This window comes from Bacillus sp. B28 (assembly GCF_029536185.1).
Taxonomy (GTDB): Bacteria; Bacillota; Bacilli; order Bacillales; family Bacillaceae; genus Bacillus; species Bacillus halotolerans.
In genome coordinates, this window is record NZ_CP120511.1 from 1,041,949 (window position 1) to 1,058,429 (window position 16,481).

General features: G+C 43.7%; 15 protein-coding genes. 9 read left to right on the forward strand and 6 right to left on the reverse strand.

The window, feature by feature from the left end; all coding sequences use genetic code 11:
• Positions 1–110: 110 nt before the first annotated feature.
• Positions 111–1,517, forward strand: a complete 1,407-nt coding sequence (gene spoVR / locus P3L57_RS05085; RefSeq protein WP_069486304.1) for a stage V sporulation protein SpoVR — start codon at positions 111–113, stop codon at positions 1,515–1,517.
• Between the two features lie 30 nt (positions 1,518–1,547).
• On the opposite strand, the gene phoA is transcribed toward spoVR, so the two are convergent.
• On the reverse strand, positions 1,548–2,924 hold the full coding sequence (gene phoA / locus P3L57_RS05090) for an alkaline phosphatase PhoA (protein WP_059336445.1): 1,377 nt from the start codon (positions 2,922–2,924) through the stop codon (positions 1,548–1,550).
• Between the two features lie 538 nt (positions 2,925–3,462).
• Here phoA and lytE point away from each other — a divergent pair.
• A complete protein-coding gene (gene lytE / locus P3L57_RS05095) occupies positions 3,463–4,464 on the forward strand; it encodes a peptidoglycan endopeptidase LytE (RefSeq protein WP_024120725.1) in 1,002 nt (333 codons plus the stop codon).
• Between the two features lie 69 nt (positions 4,465–4,533).
• On the opposite strand, the gene citR is transcribed toward lytE, so the two are convergent.
• Positions 4,534–5,409, reverse strand: a complete 876-nt coding sequence (gene citR, locus P3L57_RS05100) for a transcriptional regulator CitR (protein WP_024120726.1) — start codon at positions 5,407–5,409, stop codon at positions 4,534–4,536.
• A gap of 108 nt (positions 5,410–5,517) precedes the next feature.
• On the opposite strand from citR, the gene citA reads away from it, so the two are divergent.
• From citA to P3L57_RS05120, 4 genes are all read left to right on the forward strand, one after another.
• Positions 5,518–6,618, forward strand: a complete 1,101-nt coding sequence (citA, locus tag P3L57_RS05105) for a citrate synthase CitA (RefSeq protein WP_069486305.1) — start codon at positions 5,518–5,520, stop codon at positions 6,616–6,618.
• Between the two features lie 72 nt (positions 6,619–6,690).
• Positions 6,691–7,560, forward strand: coding sequence for an SDR family oxidoreductase (locus tag P3L57_RS05110; RefSeq protein ID WP_069486306.1), 870 nt, complete (start codon positions 6,691–6,693; stop codon positions 7,558–7,560).
• A 251-nt stretch (positions 7,561–7,811) separates the two neighbouring features.
• Positions 7,812–9,209: a branched-chain amino acid transporter BcaP gene (gene bcaP / locus P3L57_RS05115; RefSeq protein WP_069486307.1), complete on the forward strand. Its 1,398-nt coding sequence runs from the start codon at positions 7,812–7,814 to the stop codon at positions 9,207–9,209.
• Between the two features lie 117 nt (positions 9,210–9,326).
• Positions 9,327–10,682, forward strand: a complete 1,356-nt coding sequence (locus P3L57_RS05120; protein ID WP_059352610.1) for a sodium-dependent transporter — start codon at positions 9,327–9,329, stop codon at positions 10,680–10,682.
• A 37-nt stretch (positions 10,683–10,719) separates the two neighbouring features.
• Here the strand turns inward: P3L57_RS05120 and pdxR are convergent, their stop codons facing one another.
• Positions 10,720–12,126, reverse strand: coding sequence for a MocR-like pyridoxine biosynthesis transcription factor PdxR (gene pdxR, locus P3L57_RS05125; RefSeq protein ID WP_069486308.1), 1,407 nt, complete (start codon positions 12,124–12,126; stop codon positions 10,720–10,722).
• A gap of 109 nt (positions 12,127–12,235) precedes the next feature.
• Between pdxR and P3L57_RS05130 the strand changes: the two genes are divergently transcribed.
• Complete coding sequence (locus tag P3L57_RS05130) at positions 12,236–12,664, forward strand: GNAT family N-acetyltransferase (protein ID WP_059352612.1); 429 nt, start codon at positions 12,236–12,238, stop codon at positions 12,662–12,664.
• A 33-nt stretch (positions 12,665–12,697) separates the two neighbouring features.
• Here P3L57_RS05130 and P3L57_RS05135 read toward each other — a convergent pair whose 3' ends face one another.
• From P3L57_RS05135 to sigM, 3 genes are read right to left on the reverse strand one after another with little or no spacing between them, the layout of a single operon-like run.
• On the reverse strand, positions 12,698–12,988 hold the full coding sequence (locus P3L57_RS05135; protein ID WP_024120733.1) for a hypothetical protein: 291 nt from the start codon (positions 12,986–12,988) through the stop codon (positions 12,698–12,700).
• On the reverse strand, positions 12,976–14,052 hold the full coding sequence (locus tag P3L57_RS05140) for an anti-sigma factor (RefSeq protein ID WP_083244443.1): 1,077 nt from the start codon (positions 14,050–14,052) through the stop codon (positions 12,976–12,978). Before P3L57_RS05140 ends, P3L57_RS05135 begins: the two co-directional genes overlap by 13 nt.
• Positions 14,042–14,533: an RNA polymerase sigma factor SigM gene (gene sigM / locus P3L57_RS05145; protein ID WP_024120735.1), complete on the reverse strand. Its 492-nt coding sequence runs from the start codon at positions 14,531–14,533 to the stop codon at positions 14,042–14,044. Before sigM ends, P3L57_RS05140 begins: the two co-directional genes overlap by 11 nt.
• 196 nt (positions 14,534–14,729) lie before the next feature.
• Here sigM and P3L57_RS05150 point away from each other — a divergent pair, with 196 nt between their 5' ends.
• Together P3L57_RS05150 and P3L57_RS05155 are read left to right on the forward strand one after the other, a co-directional pair.
• Entirely contained in the window at positions 14,730–15,725 is a 996-nt protein-coding gene (locus P3L57_RS05150; RefSeq protein ID WP_069486309.1) for an aldo/keto reductase, read from the forward strand.
• Between the two features lie 135 nt (positions 15,726–15,860).
• Positions 15,861–16,460 carry a 1-acylglycerol-3-phosphate O-acyltransferase gene (locus tag P3L57_RS05155; RefSeq protein ID WP_044156599.1) on the forward strand — a complete coding sequence of 200 codons (600 nt, stop codon included), beginning with the start codon at positions 15,861–15,863 and terminating at the stop codon, positions 16,458–16,460.
• The last annotated feature ends 21 nt before the right edge of the window (positions 16,461–16,481 follow it).

Sequence of the window (16,481 nt, forward strand, 5' to 3'; positions counted from 1 at the left end):
GCAAACAGGCCAATGTGCAGGGCGAGTTTTTTTCAGGCAAAAATGTGACTTATCATCTTTTATCAGGCGGGCTCATACATTATAGATAAGTCCAAGTAGGGGGGATTCGGTTGAACGCGGAGGAGAAAAAGGGATTACAGCGGGCAATTGAGGAAATTACCGAAGTTGCAAAAGGATTCGGCCTTGATTTCTATCCGATGAGATATGAAATCTGCCCGGCTGAAATTATTTATACATTCGGCGCGTACGGGATGCCGACAAGATTCAGCCACTGGAGCTTCGGGAAACAGTTTCATAAAATGAAACTGCATTATGACCTTGGATTAAGCAAAATTTATGAGCTTGTCATTAACTCAGACCCATGCTACGCCTTTTTGCTGGACAGCAATTCACTGATACAAAATAAATTGATTGTCGCCCATGTTCTCGCCCACTGTGACTTTTTCAAAAACAACTGCCGCTTCCAAAACACGAAGCGTGACATGGTGGAAAGCATGGCGGCAACGGCAGAGCGAATTAAGTATTATGAACGGATTCACGGAATAAAGGAAGTGGAGGCCTTTTTAGACGCGATCCTTTCAATCCAGGAGCATATCGATCCTTCTTTGGTGCGTCCGAAGCTCCAGTGGAGTGTGGATGATGAGGAAGAAGAGTTTGAGGAAATGGCTACGCCGTACGATGATCTATGGAATTTAGATGGAAAGAAACCGAAAAAACAACTGAAAAAATCAAAAAAACCTTTCCCGCCGCGGCCCGAGAAAGATATTCTGCTTTTTATTGAAGAGCATTCAAGGGAACTTGAGCCGTGGCAGCGTGATATTTTGACGATGATGAGAGAAGAAATGCTTTATTTCTGGCCTCAGCTGGAAACGAAAATTATGAATGAAGGATGGGCTTCATACTGGCATCAAAGAATTATCCGGGAGCTTGATTTAACCTCTGATGAAGCGATAGAGTTCGCCAAGCTGAATGCCGGGGTTGTCCAGCCGTCAAAAACAGGAATCAATCCTTATTATTTGGGACTGAAGATTTTTGAAGATATTGAGGAACGGTATAACAATCCGACTGAGGAAATGAAGAAAATAGGCGTCAAGCCGAACTCAGGCCGGGAGAAAATGTTTGAGGTCAGAGAGATTGAATCAGATATCTCATTCATCCGCAATTATTTAACAAAAGATTTAGTGATGCGCGAGGATCTTTACCTGTTCCAAAAGCAGGGCAGAGACTACAAAATCGTCGATAAAGAGTGGGAGGCTGTCCGCGACCAGCTTGTGAGCATGCGGGTAAACGGAGGATTTCCGTATTTGACAGTAAACGAAGGCGATTATCTGAAAAATAATGAGCTCTTAATTAAGCATTGGTATGAGGGCATAGAACTGGATTTGAAATACTTGGAGAAAGTGCTTCCTTATTTATACCAGCTGTGGGGAAGAAGCGTGCATATCGAATCTGTGCTGGAGGATAAGCAAGTGATGTTTTCGTATGACGGAAAAGGGGTTCACCGCAGGTATTTATAGGAAAAAAGGATGCAGTTTTCTGCATCCTTTTTATTTACCTGTTTTCAAAATGTTAAATATGATTTTTGCCTGGTCGGTATTGTTGATCAGTCCGCTGAATTTCTCTTTTCCAGGGCCGTACGCATATACCGGCACTTCTTCACCGGTGTGATCGGTACTGGTCCAGCCGCTGTTAGAGCGGGTGTTGAAAATCTTGATGATGGCTTTGTAGGCGCCTTTGCTTTTGTCAGCCTGTGAAGCGGCTTCAATACTTTTCATTTCTTCACGTGTGAAATCCAGATCTGTATAGCGGGCGAGCACATCTTTGACCGGTTTGCCTTCGCTGATTTTTTTGGCCATAAACTCAGGTGTTTTTTTCGCGGCCAAAATCGGCTCCGCATGCCAATTTTTTTCGCCGTTTGCACCGATGGTAAATCCGCCTGTCGTATGATCAGCAGCTGCAATCACAAGCGTATGTTTATCTTTTTTCGCAAATTCAATAGCGGCTTTATAGGCCTGTTCAAAATCCTTAACCTCGCTCATGGCTCCGACAGTATCATTGTCATGAGCGGCCCAGTCAATTTGGCTGCCTTCGACCATCAAGAAAAATCCTTTTTTATTTTGATTCAGCCGGTCAATTGCTGAAACAGTCATATCTTTCAGGGATGGGGTTTTGCTGTCGCGGTCGAGCGCTTTAGCAAGCCCTCCGTCTGCAAAAAGCCCGAGCACCTGCTGGTCTTTATTTTTCTTCAGCGCTTGTTTTGTTGTCACATAGCTGTAGCCCGCTTGTTTAAATTCTTTCGTTACATTTCTGTCCTTGCGGGTAAAGTAGGATTTTCCGCCGCCAAGCAAAACGTCAATTTTTTGTTTGCCTTTTATTTTATCATCCATATAGCTGTTGGCGATTTGGTCCATGTTTTTCCGCGATTCATTGTGGGCGCCGTATGCTGCGGGTGTGGCGTGGTTAATTTCAGACGTTGCGACAAGCCCAGTCGATTTGCCCTGCTGTTTGGCTTCTTCGAGCACAGATTTTACTTTTTTTCCATTTTTATCGACACCAATTGCATTGTTATATGTCTTAACGCCTGTCGCTAATGCTGTTCCGGCGGCTGCTGAATCTGTAATATTATAGTCAGGGTCATCCGGGTGCGTCATCATCATGCCTGTCAGGTTCCGGTCAAATTCAGTTAACTTTGGGTTGTTCGGTGTTTCACCGTTATTTTTCATGGAACGGTAGGCATTTATGTATGATGTTCCCATGCCATCCCCAATCATCACAATGACATTTCTGATCTCATCTTTGTTTTGTTTTTTGGCGCTTGCTTTTTCGGTCTGCTGCAGCTCTGCACCGGCGAATATACCGGCTGTAAGCACGGAAACAGCTGCGACTGGCAGCAATTTTGATTTCATTTTTTGAAACAGACTCATTTTTTTGCAGGCCTCCTTTAATTTGTTCTGCTTATTACGATATGGAATGTTTGTTAAGTGCGGCTGTTGATCCTGTAAACATTAAGTAAAGGATTGTGATGAATATAAATTGTCTGTGTCCGTTATCTTGCCTTTCTTTCATCAAAGCATTCATTTTTTCTGAAAAATCTTTACCTCATGGTTTATGCGTGATATGGTTGTTTAAATAAAAAAACTGCGGATGCCCGCAGTTTTTATCGAAACCTATAAGTTCCACATTCTTTCGCTATGTCATAATCCTCAAAATCTTCTTCAATTATTTCCTAAATGTTGATAAACCGCCCAAAAAACATGACAAAAGCACTCATTTTTTGTCACCTTTGAAATGAAAATGAAATATTTAATACCCTTAAAAACTTTTTTTGAAAACGAATAATTAAGAAATTTGTCACGTGAAGTCAAGACTATTTCTGTTGGGAATCCATCCTTATAATAGAAAACAAGATGATTAATTAAAAAAAAGAGATAATAATAGATATACATATTTAGGGAGGAAAACATGAAAAAGCAAATCATTACAGCTACAACAGCAGTAGTTTTAGGATCGACCTTATTTGCAGGAGCGGCATCTGCACAAAGCGTCAAAGTGAAAAAAGGCGACACGTTATGGGATCTTTCAAAAAAATACGGCACCACAATAAGTAAAATTAAATCAGAAAACAAGCTTCATTCTGATATTATTTACGCAGGGCAGACTTTATCTATTAACGGTAAATCGGCAGCATCAGGTTCAAAAAGCAGTTCATCTTCTTCTACATACAAAGTAGTGAGCGGCGACAGTCTTTGGAAAATTTCGAAAAAATACGGCATGACGATCAATGAACTGAAAAAACTGAACGGCTTAAAATCAGATCTTCTGCGTATCGGACAAGTTCTGAAAGTGAAGGGCTCAAGCAGTTCAAGCAGCTCCGGCTCATCAAGCGTGTCTACGTCTGCAACTTCTACATACAAAGTAGTAAGCGGCGACAGTCTATCTAAAATCGCGAAAAAATACGGCACAACGGTTAGCAAAATAAAGAGTCTCAACGGCTTAAAATCAGATTTAATCTATGTCGGACAAGTATTGAAGGTGAAAGGAACAAGTTCTAAACCTGTCACTTCCTCTAAGCCTTCATCTAGTTCAAGCAGCAAAGTATCATCTACATCACTTAACGTAAGCAAACTGGTTTCTGATGCAAAAGCGCTAACTGGAACGCCGTACAAATGGGGCGGAACAACAACTTCCGGTTTTGACTGCAGCGGATTCATTTGGTACGTATTAAACAAACAAACAAGTGTGGCAAGAACGAGCACTGCGGGATACTGGAGTTCCATGAAGAGCATTGCCAGCCCGTCTGTCGGTGATTTCGTATTCTTTACAACATATAAATCCGGCCCTTCTCACATGGGGATTTACATTGGAAACAACAGTTTCGTTCATGCAGGATCTGACGGCGTACAAATCAGCAGCCTGAACAACAGCTACTGGAAGCCTCGCTACCTCGGTGCGAAAAGATTCTAATTTTACGAAGTAACCCGTTCATAGAACGGGTTTTTTTCATTAGACGGAGCATCTTCGTTTTGGTTACATTTAAAAATGAAAATGTGATAAAAAGTCCAAAAACTTTTTTTCCTTCTTATTTTCATAAAGGGCGATCGCATAAGCACCGGCATAGGGCAGCTGCACAGAATGGTAAGGGATTCTGATCATCTGTTTTTCCTCTAATTCGCGCTTTACTGTAGATAAGGGGAGGAATGAAACGCCAAGTCCTTCTTTTATAAACCGTTTCGTTATATGGGTTTGTGTGACTTTCATTGTTCTCACAAATGGAAAAGTCACTCTGACTTGACGGAGTAAGTCGTCCCAGTAGTCAGGGTGATTGTGGGTCAAAAGCAGGTATTGCTCAAGCACCTCTTTGGCATCAATTTCTTCGTCTGATGTGAAACGCTGATCAGGAGGCGCAACGAGGACGACAGGGTCCTTATATAAACAGTGGCATGTTAAAGAAGAAGACTGGACTTTTAAACAGCTCAGTCCGATATCCGCCTCGCCGGCTTTAATCAGAGATGAGATTTCTGCCGATTCAAAAATTTTCACTGCAATTTCTGTTTCGGTATTCATTGAAGTGTATCGTTTCATAACAGATGGAAGCACGGTATCGGCGATAAGCGGCGAAACCGCGAGCTGTAAGGTTTGAGAGTAGCCTTGTCTCACTCTGTGGAGCTCTGCCATGCTGTTTTCATAGTCATCAAGCAGCCTCAGTGCGAATGGCAAATAAGCCCTGCCTTCATCGGTTAACTGAATCTGCCTGCCTTTTCGCTCGAACAGCTTGCAGCTGATTTCTTTTTCTAATTGCTTGATATGAACGGTTACAGTGGGCTGAGATAAAAAAAGCGTTTCTGCTGTTTTTCTGAAGTTTTCATATTTCGCTGCGGTCACAAAGGTGTGAAGCCATTTGAAATCCATTTCCATTCTCCCTCTGATTAAGATTTTTAATTAATTCCCTTTAAAATATTCAATATTTTTTAAATATTATATTTACTATAATAACAGAAAAGGATAGGGGGAATACAAATGGTACATTACGGATTAAAGGGAATTACATGTGTGGACACATCAATCAGCCATATTGACGGCGAAAAAGGCCGGCTTATCTACAGAGGGCATCATGCAAAAGACATCGCGCTGCATCACAGCTTTGAAGAAGCCGCTTACTTGATTTTATTTGGAAAACTGCCGGCATCAGATGAATTACAGACATTTGAAAAAAAGCTGATTGCGGAGCGAAACCTGCCTTACCGTATCGGGCGTTTGATTCAGTCGCTGCCAAACAACATGGACGACATGTCGGTACTGAGAACGGTTGTTTCAGCATTAGGGGAAAATACGTACACGTTTTATCCAAAAATAGAAGAAGCGATTCGGCTGATTGCCATCACGCCGTCCATTATCGCTTACAGAAAACGCTGGGTGCGCGGCGAGCAAGCCATTGAGCCATCTTCCCAGTACGGACATGTCGAAAACTATTATTATATGCTCACCGGTGAACAGCCTTCAGAAGCAAAAAAGAAAGCGCTTGAAACATATATGATTCTGGCCATGGAGCACGGCATGAACGCATCAACTTTCTCGGCACGGGTCACTTTGTCTACAGAGAGTGATTTGGTATCGGCCATTACCGCGGCGCTTGGCACGATGAAAGGCCCGCTTCATGGAGGGGCTCCATCTGCTGTGACGAAAATGCTTGAAGACATTGGAGAAAAAGCGAATGCTGCAGCGTATTTGACAGCAAAGCTTGAAAAAGGAGAACGCCTGATGGGATTTGGACACCGCGTGTATAAGACGAAAGATCCGCGGGCAGAAGCTTTGAGACAGAAAGCTGAAGAGGTTGCAGGCGATGACCGTGATTTGGATCTGGCGCTGCATGTAGAGGCAGAAGCGATTCGTTTGCTGGACATCTACAAACCGGGCCGCAAGCTGTACACAAACGTTGAATTTTATGCAGCTGCTGTCATGAAGGCGATTGATTTTGATGATGAATTGTTTACACCGACGTTTTCCGCAAGCCGAATGGTAGGCTGGTGCGCACATGTGCTGGAACAAGCAGAAAACAACATGATTTTCCGCCCGTCAGCTAAATATACAGGGGCTATTCCTGAAGAAGTACTTTTATAAACATATTTTGCAGTTTATTCGCTTCTGTGATGTGGTAAACGATCAGTATTATCATGTCTAGGAGTGATCAATATGAACCCAATGGGCAGACAAACAGAAGGACAAGAACCGCAGCGGCAGGACCGGCAGCCGGGTATTGAGTCCGAAATGAATCCTCTTCCTTTATCAGAGGACCGTGATTATAAAGGAAGCGGAAAACTGAAAGGAAAAGTCGCAATCATTACAGGAGGCGACAGCGGAATCGGGAGAGCGGCAGCAATCGCGTACGCAAAAGAAGGGGCGGACGTCTCCATTCTTTATCTGGACGAACATTCTGACGCGGAGGAAACGCGAAAACAGATTGAACAGGAAAACGTCCGCTGCCTGCTGATTCCGGGTGACGTCGGAGATGAGAAGCATTGTGAACAGGCTGTACAGCAAACCGTAGACCATTTTGGGAAGCTGGATATTTTGGTTAACAACGCAGCTGAACAGCACCCGCAGGACAGTATTCTTGATATTTCAACAGAGCAGCTTGAAAAAACCTTCCGCACGAACATTTTTTCAATGTTTCATATGACAAAGAAAGCTTTGCCTCATTTGAAAGAAGGTAGCGCAATCATTAATACGACCTCGATTACCGCTTATGAAGGAGATACCGCATTAATTGATTATTCCAGTACAAAGGGTGCAATTGTCTCCTTTACACGATCAATGAGCAAATCTCTTGCGGATAAAGGCATCAGAGTGAATGCGGTGGCGCCCGGTCCGATTTGGACACCGCTGATTCCGGCGACATTCCCGGAAGAAAAAGTGAAACAGCATGGACTTGATACACCGATGGGCAGACCGGGACAGCCGGTTGAGCATGCGGGGGCATACGTCTTGCTCGCATCTGACGAATCTTCCTATATGACGGGACAGACGATTCATGTAAATGGCGGCCGTTTTATTTCAACATAATGTACAAAAAAACCAGCAAATCTGCTGGTTTTTTTTTGTGCATGAAAATAGGTTACTGCAGAAATTTGTCGAATTTTTTAAAAATTTAGTTTTCATTTTCGGATTTTTATATATAATATTGAGTAGGAGAAAGGAATGATTTATCACCAGTACAAATATAGTAGAAAAAAAGAAAAACGGCCATTACCGCTCATGAATTCAGAAAATTCAAATAAAATATAAAGAAAACATCAGCTAGGAGTTGAAGGGGAATGAAAGGAAGCGTATTTAGGAAGAAAAGCATACAAGATTTAATCGCTGCAACAAATGGGGAAAAATCCTTACAAAGAGAATTGGGGGCATTTGACTTAACACTGCTTGGGATTGGGGCCATTATTGGTACTGGGATTTTTGTACTGACTGGAACAGGGGCAGTAACTGCCGGACCCGGACTGACCGTTTCATTTGTTGTCGCAGCGCTGGCTTGTTTATTCGCTGCATTGTCTTATGCTGAATTTGCTTCAAGTGTGCCTGTCTCAGGTTCCGTGTACACATTTACTTATGCTACAATGGGAGAACTTTTGGCCTTCATTATCGGGTGGGATTTAATTTTAGAGTATATGCTGGCGGTAAGTGCCGTTTCAGTCGGGTGGTCCGGGTATTTTCAATCATTTTTGTCCGGGCTGGGCATTCATCTTCCGGTTGCCTTAACGGCTGCTCCGGGGGCTGTAAAAGGAACATTTACCATTTTTAATCTGCCTGCGTTTGTCATCGTTCTTGCGATTACGTATTTGCTTTATTTAGGTATCAGAGAATCTAAAAGAGTCAACAACATAATGGTAATTTTAAAAGTGCTGGTCGTTCTCTTATTTATTGCGGTGGCAGCTGTTTACGTGAAGCCGGATAACTGGCAGCCGTTTATGCCAATGGGCTTTGGCGGCGTATTCAGCGCAGCGGCGCTCGTTTTCTTTGCTTTTATCGGATTTGACGCTGTATCCTCTGCTGCGGAAGAGACGAAAAACCCTGGGAAGGATCTGCCGAAAGGAATTATTTTCTCATTATTGGTTTGTACGATTTTATATGTGACTGTATCAGCCATCATGACAGGGGTTGTTCCGTTTGCCCAGTTTGCAGGCGTCGATCATCCGGTTTCTCTCGTTCTTCAAAGCGCGGGGCAAAACTGGGTGGCAGGCATTATCGATATCGGCGCGGTTTTGGGAATGACAACGGTTATGCTTGTGATGCTTTATGGACAGACACGCGTTATGTTTGCTATGTCTCGTGACGGTCTGGTTCCGGGCTCGCTTTCTAAGGTTCATCCGAAGCATAAAACACCTTATGTTGCGACTTGGTTTTTCGGCATTATGTCGGCGCTTCTCGGTTCACTTGTTCCGCTTGATGAGCTTGCCAAGCTGGTAAACATCGGTACGCTGTCAGCGTTTGTGCTGATTTCTGTGGCGGTTATCGTATTGAGAAAGAAACAGCCTGATCTCCCGAGAGCTTTTAAATGTCCGGGGGTTCCGGTTATCCCGGGCTTAGCAATTCTTTTCTGCCTGTTCTTAATTTTTAATCTTGGATGGGTGACAATTGTCCGCTTCCTTGTATGGCTGTTAATTGGCATGGCGATCTATTTCTTATATTCAAGAAAGCATTCAAAATTAAATCAATAACTCTCAAAGAAGAGAGCGGCTTACACTGGCCGCTCTCTTTTCTATTCTCATCAAATGAATATATAGAAATAAGCATGAAAATAAGAGATAATATAGGCTGGAAAGGAAGTGACATCATTGTCTGAGCAAAAACCAGTCCAATGGGCTTCAAAAATCGGTTTCGTCATGGCTGCCGCTGGATCAGCCATCGGCTTAGGCGCGATTTGGAAGTTCCCTTATGTAGCGGGGACGAATGGAGGAGGCGCCTTTTTCCTTATTTTTGTGCTATTTACTATTCTCTTGGGCTATCCGCTTTTAGTGGGAGAATTTATCTTTGGAAGACGGAACCAAACGAATGCCATTGATGCATATAAAAAAGAAGCGCCGAGAACAGCTTGGTTTCTCACAGGATGGGTCGGCGTAGCGGCTTGTTTCTTAGTTTTATCGTTTTACAGTGTTATCGGAGGATGGATTTTACTATATATAGTGAAAACAGCATCAGGTTCACTGTCCGGACTCACCCAGGAACAGTACGGTGCACTTTTTGGTTCTGTTATTCAAAATCCCGTGCAGACGCTCGCGGCTCAGCTTATCTTTATGGTGCTGACTGTGCTGGTTGTCGCCAGAGGGGTTCAAAAAGGGATTGAACGGGTAAGCGCGGTGATGATGCCGATTTTGTTTATATTGTTTGTCCTGCTTGTTCTTCGGTCGCTCACGCTGGATCATGCGATTGAAGGCGTGAAATTTTTGCTTGTGCCTCATTTCGGCGATTTGACGCCGGAGTCTGTTTTATTTGCGCTGGGACAGGCTTTCTTTACGTTAACACTGGGGGTTTCGGTCATGGTGACTTACAGCTCCTATCTGCCGAAAACGCAAAATATCCCGCGTTCTGCAGCCTCCATTGTCGTCATGAATATCATTGTGACACTTTTGGCAGGCTTGGCTATTTTTCCTGCGGTATTCTCCTTCGGATTGGAGCCGAATGAAGGTCCGACTTTGCTGTTTACAGTACTTCCGGCCGTTTTTGAACAGCTTCCGTTCGGCATCCTGTTTTTCATCGGCTTTCTTGTCGCATTTTTATTTGCCGCACTGACCTCTGCCTTTTCAATGGTGGAAATGATTGTAGCCATTATCGGCAAAGGCGATGAAACAAAGAGGAAAAAACTGTCATGGACAAGCGGGTTTTTAATCTTCTTAGTCGGTATCCCATCTTGCTTATCTTATGGCATGCTGAGCGATGTGCGCATATTTGATAAGACGTTTTTTGACGTTGTCGATTTTACTGTCAGCAATGTTCTGCTGCCATTAGGCGCCCTGTTAATTTCTATTTTCATTCCGCTGAAAATATCCAAACAGGAGCTGTGGGCAGAAATGAGACAAGGATCGCATCCCGGAAAAGCATTCTTTTATATATGGTTTTATTTGCTCCGTTTCGTTGTGCCGCTGGCTATTATTATTGTGTTCTTAAATTTAATCGGCATTATATCCTTTTAGAAAAACAGGCTCCGCTGGGGGCCTGTTTTTTTGTTTTTTATGATTTCATCAGCGGCTCCCATGCGGTTTTCAGCTTTTTGATACCGAGCCGGATGTCCTCTTCAGAAAGCCCTCCATAACCGATTAAGACAGAAACAAACGGCGGCTGGCTTTTGTACGATGGAGATACCGGATAGACATTCACTCTGTTTTTGGCAGCGGCTTTTATCGCTTCATCCTCACTGGCTGAAAACATGAGCCGGAGCAGGATGTGAAGCCCCGAGTTTTTTCCGAGAACCTCCACACTGTCTCCCAGTTCAGTTCGTATCGCTTCCAGCAGAACAGCATGTTTTTTTCGATACAAGGATCTCATCCTGTTCAAATGCTTTTGCCATTCGCCGTTTTCAATGAAATCTGCCAATGCCAATTGATTATGGGAAGAGACCGTCTGTTTCATCAAAAGCGCATTTTTTCTTACGGGTTCAATAAGTGCAGCAGGAAGAATCATATAGCTGATCCGCAAGGAAGGGAGCAATGATTTTGAAAAAGTGCCGAGATAAATAACCCTGCCATTCGGGTCAAGGCCTTGCAGAGATGGAATGGGCTGCCCGCTGTAGCGGAATTCTCCATCATAATCATCCTCAATAATAAATGAGTTTGCCTCTTTTGCCCAAGATAACAGTTCCTGTCTTCGGGCGATCGTCATTATGCTCCCGAGCGGGAATTGATGCGAGGGAGTCGTATAGACAAGATGCGGGCTCTCGTGTGTAAGGCTAGCCGGCAGGACTCCTTCTTCATCAGTGCAAATGGGAATCACGTTCATGTGATTGGCCTCAAACATTCGTCTTGAACGGTGAAATCCCGGTTCTTCAAAACCGATTTTTGTTCCCGGCTGTAGCGTAAGGCAAAGAATTTGCAGAAGGGCGGTAGTGCCTGCTCCGATAATAATCTGGCTGGGGTCACAATTGACACCGCGTGACAGTCTGACAAATCGGGCTATCATTTCTCTGAGTGCAGGTTCTCCTTGAGGATCGCCTGAGGTGTGAAATTGTTCAGAATACAGATCGAGACTTTTCACTATGCTTTTTCGCCAAGCGTTAAAGGGAAAGTGGACCGGATCGACATTTCCTTGGTGAAAGTTAATAACAGGTTCTATTTCTTTATGAGTGACCAATTGAGGAGGCGGTTGATATGATACTGGAGCAGCCGGAAACTCAGGTTCAATTTCTGCCGCAAACCAGCCGATTTTAGGCTTGCTTTTGACATATCCTTCAGCGGTTAATTGCTCGTAGGCGCGTTCTACCGTTGCCGTGCTGACACCGAGCAAGCCGGAGAGCCTTCGTTTTGACGGAAGCCTCATTCCCTTGGTGATTCTGGCATGTATCATTTCATGTTTGAAATAGGTGTAAAGCTGTTCATACAGCGGTGTTTTGCTTGTTTTGTCCAGAAACGGCGTGATATCCATTTTATCTCTCCTTTGCATCTGGCGTGGTCATTTTTTCAGGTTTTGGCTATTTGGTGAATGCCATAAATCGGATATCATCATTGTAACGAATGGAGAGGGGATTGATAAGATGCTTCATATCAAACAATTAACGAAGAGAGAAGAGTGGATGGAAGCTTATCCGGTGATGCACGAATTAAGAACAGAGCTGGATGAAGAGACGTATTTACATAGGCTGGAACGCTGTGTCCAAAAAGAGTCGTATATGCTGTTTGCCTTATATGAGGATAAAGCGATCAGGGCGCTGTGCGGCGCGCTGCCAAGGGTTTCGCTTCATAAAGGAGAGTACGTATGGATAGCGGATCTTGTCACAAGCGGGTCTCGCAGATCTAAAGGGTACGGCAAACTTCTTTTGGATTATGCGGCAAACTGGGCGAAAGATGCGGGCTATCCTCTTGTCAGTCTTTCATCAGGTCTTCAGCGCAAAGACGCCCACAGATTTTATAAGGATAAAATGGGATTTACGATTGAAAGCTATTTATTCAGAAAACAACTGTAATATAAAAAGACGCCGTTTCAGGCGTCTTTTCTGCTAAAAGCCAAACTGTAAGTTGGTATCCACAGATACGATCGTATACACACAGATAATCACAAAGAGATTAAGTACAACGCCGAGCAGGCCGGGACCCGTGCGTCCTCTTTTGATGAAAAGCTCGATAACGCCAAACGGAACGGCGGCCATGGCAAACGGCAGCATTTGATAAGAATAAGAGGTCACATTGCTGATAATCGCCAAATTAAGCAAGAGCAAAGACAGAATTGCTGTCCCGACAGATATCCAGCCAAATACATTATGTTCTTTAAAAATTCTTACCAATTCCATAATTCCACCTCGCCGACATTTGCTGATTTTACTGATTTGTTTTTCAGCATGCGCTGGATTTCCTTGGTCGGTCCTGTAACGACTGAGCCGTATACATTAACACCATTTTTCTCTACATAATCCAAGCGGGAGTCCACTTTTAAATCTTTTCGTTTTGAGATGACCTGCGCCCATTTCTCGTGCTTCGATATGTAAGTTAAAGCATCGATAAATTGGTCGCCGTTCGACTTGCCTTTTGTATTAAGCGCAGTCAGGAATTTTGAATCTTTCCCTGGGTAGCCAAGCGGCTCTGCGTAAGCAGTATCCTTTGTATTGTTCTCTGTTTCAACCGCGTTCCACAAAAAGCTTACATCATAGCCGCTGAATTTTTTATACACTTCTTTTGTCGGATATGCCCGGTCATAAGAAAGGTAGACCTCGGAAACAGTCCCTTCAGGCAAAGTTTTTAATGTTTTTTCCGCTTTTGCGGTTGTTTGTTCAGATCCGCTTGATGGGTGTGTAAAGTAATGGCCGGCTTTATGGATTTCTAAGTCATAGTAGTTGACGACCGGCGCTTTCACTCTGTCATAAAACATTTCCACCCGTTCATTCCCCACGGCGGCCGTTTTCGTGCCAATCTGTTTTTGCAGCGGGAATTCTGTATTCATGCCAAACAGCTTCACCTGGCTCTTCAGTCCAGAAGTATCGACAAGAACATTTGGCATAGTCAGGGCTACAGTGACTGCGGCAGTTTCCATAAATTCATTGCCGGTGCTGTGTTTTCCTCCCATTCCGTAATAGAGGTAGCTTCCCAGCGTACATAGCGGCAAAATCATTAATGTCGAAATGACGGCAAGCGCGGAAATACGCAAATAAGACTTCCGTTTGCCGTAGGCCAGAATGGCTTTTTGTTTTTCAGGACTGATGTCGACATCCCAATCATGATCGTCTGGCAGCTCACTATCAATCAGTTCCTGATACACTTCGAGCTTCTCAAGTTCCTCTTCAAACGCGGTCATTTCCTGATCGCTCATTTCACCGTTTTTATATTGATCAAAACGCTTTTTAAATTCTTCATTCATCATTAACACCTCTATTATAAAGTGCTTTCAGCCGCTGTCTGGCACGAAACAAAACACTTTTAAAATTCGCCTCTGAAATATTCATAATATGGGATGCTTCTTTGTAATTTAATTCTTTTAAATAATATAGTGTTAACGCCTCCCGATAGTTATCGGGGAGCTCGGACATATAACCAGTCAGCACTTCCTTTATCTCTACCTGATGGGCAGGGCTCTGAACAGCAGTCTGAAAGAGACTTCCAATCAAATCATCAGAAATGGTTACTTCTTTCTTATGCTTTCTGACGTAATCAATGAAGGCGTTCCGCGCCACTTGAAAAAGCCAGGGCTTTACTTTGCTGTGATCATAGGAGTGAATGTGTATGTATGCCCGCATAAAGGTTTCCTGCAGCAAGTCTTCGGCAAGATGCTTGTCTTTTGTCATGGAGAGCAGGAACCTGTAAACATCATTCATGTACATTTGGTAAATTTCATCGATCGTCACTGCCTTTTCTCCCCTCTATGTTATACACGCATAAGAAAGGTATAAAGTTGCACATTACATGCAAACGGCTTTTTAATACGTAATCAAACACCATTACTCTATAGTACCGAAAATTTGCCCTGAAAGATAGTGGTGAGAAATGTTTAACATTTTTTCCATCAGGGAAACCATAGTGAAAAAGTGAAGGAGTGGCACAATGGAATATACCAGTATCTCAGACACAGGAATAAAAGCCTCCCGAATTGGACTCGGCACATGGGCGATCGGCGGAACCATGTGGGGAGGCACTGATGAAAAAACATCGATCGAAACCATCCGCGCCGCTCTTGATAAGGGGATCACACTGATTGACACCGCGCCGGCATATGGCTTCGGACAGTCCGAAGAAATTGTCGGGAAGGCGATCAAGCAGCATGGGGCAAGAGATCAGGTTGTTCTTGCCACTAAAACGGCGCTGGATTGGAAAAACAATCAGCTGTTCCGCCATGCTAACAGAGCGAGAATCATTCAGGAGGTCGAGGATTCCCTGCAACGGCTTCAGACGGATTATATAGATCTATATCAGGTGCACTGGCCTGATCCGCTTGTCCCGATAGAGGAAACCGCAGAAGTGATGAAGGAATTATATGATGCCGGGAAAATCCGTGCAATCGGCGTGAGTAATTTTTCGGTTGAACAAATGGATACATTTCGGGCTGTTGCTCCGCTTCATACAATCCAGCCTCCTTACAATCTGTTTGAAAGGGAAATTGAAGAGAATGTGCTCCCGTATGCGAAAGACAAGCAGATGACAACACTATTGTACGGCAGTTTATGCAGAGGGCTGTTAACAGGAAAAATGACAGAAGATCAATCGTTTGAGGGAGACGATCTCCGAAATCACGATCCGAAATTCCAGAAGCCAAGATTTAGAGAGTATCTTTCTGCTGTCAATCAATTAGATGAGCTGGCGAAGACACGGTATGGAAAATCAGTGATTCATCTGGCCGTCAGATGGATTTTAGACCAGCCGGGAGCGGGAATCGCTCTTTGGGGGGCTAGAAAACCTGAGCAAATAGAAGCGGTATCAGAAATTACCGGCTGGACGCTGAGCAGTGAAGATAAAAAAGACATCAATACCATATTGGAACATACGATATCAAACCCGGTCGGACCGGAATTTATGGCGCCTCCGACAAGAGAGGGCATATAACAAAAAGCTGAGGATGATTCCTCAGCTTTTTGACGTTAAGAAAAGAGAAATCTTAAAAATTAGTACCAGGTAATAAAAAATGTTGTTATAATAAGTAACAGAAAGAATCATTGATTACGACAAAGGAAGTGCGATATGTATAAGTTTTGTGCAAATGCTTTAAAAGTTATTCTTTCTCTTCGCGGAGGAGTGAAGGTGTATAACAAAGAAAACCTTCCGGCCGATTCAGGTTTTGTCATCGCGTGTACACACTCTGGCTGGGTTGATGTGATCACACTCGGAGTCGGGATTCTTCCTTATCAAATACACTACATGGCGAAAAAAGAGCTTTTTCAAAATAAATGGATCGGTTCGTTTCTGCAGAAAATTCATGCCTTTCCGGTAGACCGGGAAAATCCCGGGCCAAGCAGCATTAAAACGCCGATTAAGCTGCTGAAAGAAGGAGAAATTGTCGGAATCTTCCCAAGCGGAACAAGAACCTCTGAGGATGTGCCTTTAAAAAGAGGCGCAGTGACAATTGCGCAAATGGGGAAAGCGCCCCTTGTTCCGGCCGCTTATAAAGGACCTTCAAGCGGAAAGGCGTTGTTCAAAAAAGGAAAAATGAAGCTGATTATCGGTAAACCTTTGCAGCAGGCCGATTTTGCCCATCTTCCGTCTAAGGAAAGGCTGGCGGCTATGACAGAGGCTTTGAATAACAGCATTAAAGAGCTTGAAAAGAAGCTGGAACAACTTTAATTCATCAGTCATTGCATTCAT

Excerpts from the sequence above, each read along its gene's own strand:
- phoA (WP_059336445.1), bottom strand. The coding sequence starts at position 2,924 with ATGAGTCTGTTTCAAAAAATGAAATCAAAATTGCTGCCAGTCGCAGCT.
- lytE (WP_024120725.1), top strand. The coding sequence starts at position 3,463 with ATGAAAAAGCAAATCATTACAGCTACAACAGCAGTAGTTTTAGGATCG.
- citR (WP_024120726.1), bottom strand. The coding sequence starts at position 5,409 with ATGGATTTCAAATGGCTTCACACCTTTGTGACCGCAGCGAAATATGAA.
- citA (WP_069486305.1), top strand. The coding sequence starts at position 5,518 with ATGGTACATTACGGATTAAAGGGAATTACATGTGTGGACACATCAATC.
- P3L57_RS05110 (WP_069486306.1), top strand. The coding sequence starts at position 6,691 with ATGAACCCAATGGGCAGACAAACAGAAGGACAAGAACCGCAGCGGCAG.
- bcaP (WP_069486307.1), top strand. The coding sequence starts at position 7,812 with ATGAAAGGAAGCGTATTTAGGAAGAAAAGCATACAAGATTTAATCGCT.
- pdxR (WP_069486308.1), bottom strand. The coding sequence starts at position 12,126 with ATGGATATCACGCCGTTTCTGGACAAAACAAGCAAAACACCGCTGTAT.
- P3L57_RS05130 (WP_059352612.1), top strand. The coding sequence starts at position 12,236 with ATGCTTCATATCAAACAATTAACGAAGAGAGAAGAGTGGATGGAAGCT.
- P3L57_RS05135 (WP_024120733.1), bottom strand. The coding sequence starts at position 12,988 with ATGGAATTGGTAAGAATTTTTAAAGAACATAATGTATTTGGCTGGATA.
- P3L57_RS05140 (WP_083244443.1), bottom strand. The coding sequence starts at position 14,052 with ATGATGAATGAAGAATTTAAAAAGCGTTTTGATCAATATAAAAACGGT.
- P3L57_RS05150 (WP_069486309.1), top strand. The coding sequence starts at position 14,730 with ATGGAATATACCAGTATCTCAGACACAGGAATAAAAGCCTCCCGAATT.
- P3L57_RS05155 (WP_044156599.1), top strand. The coding sequence starts at position 15,861 with ATGTATAAGTTTTGTGCAAATGCTTTAAAAGTTATTCTTTCTCTTCGC.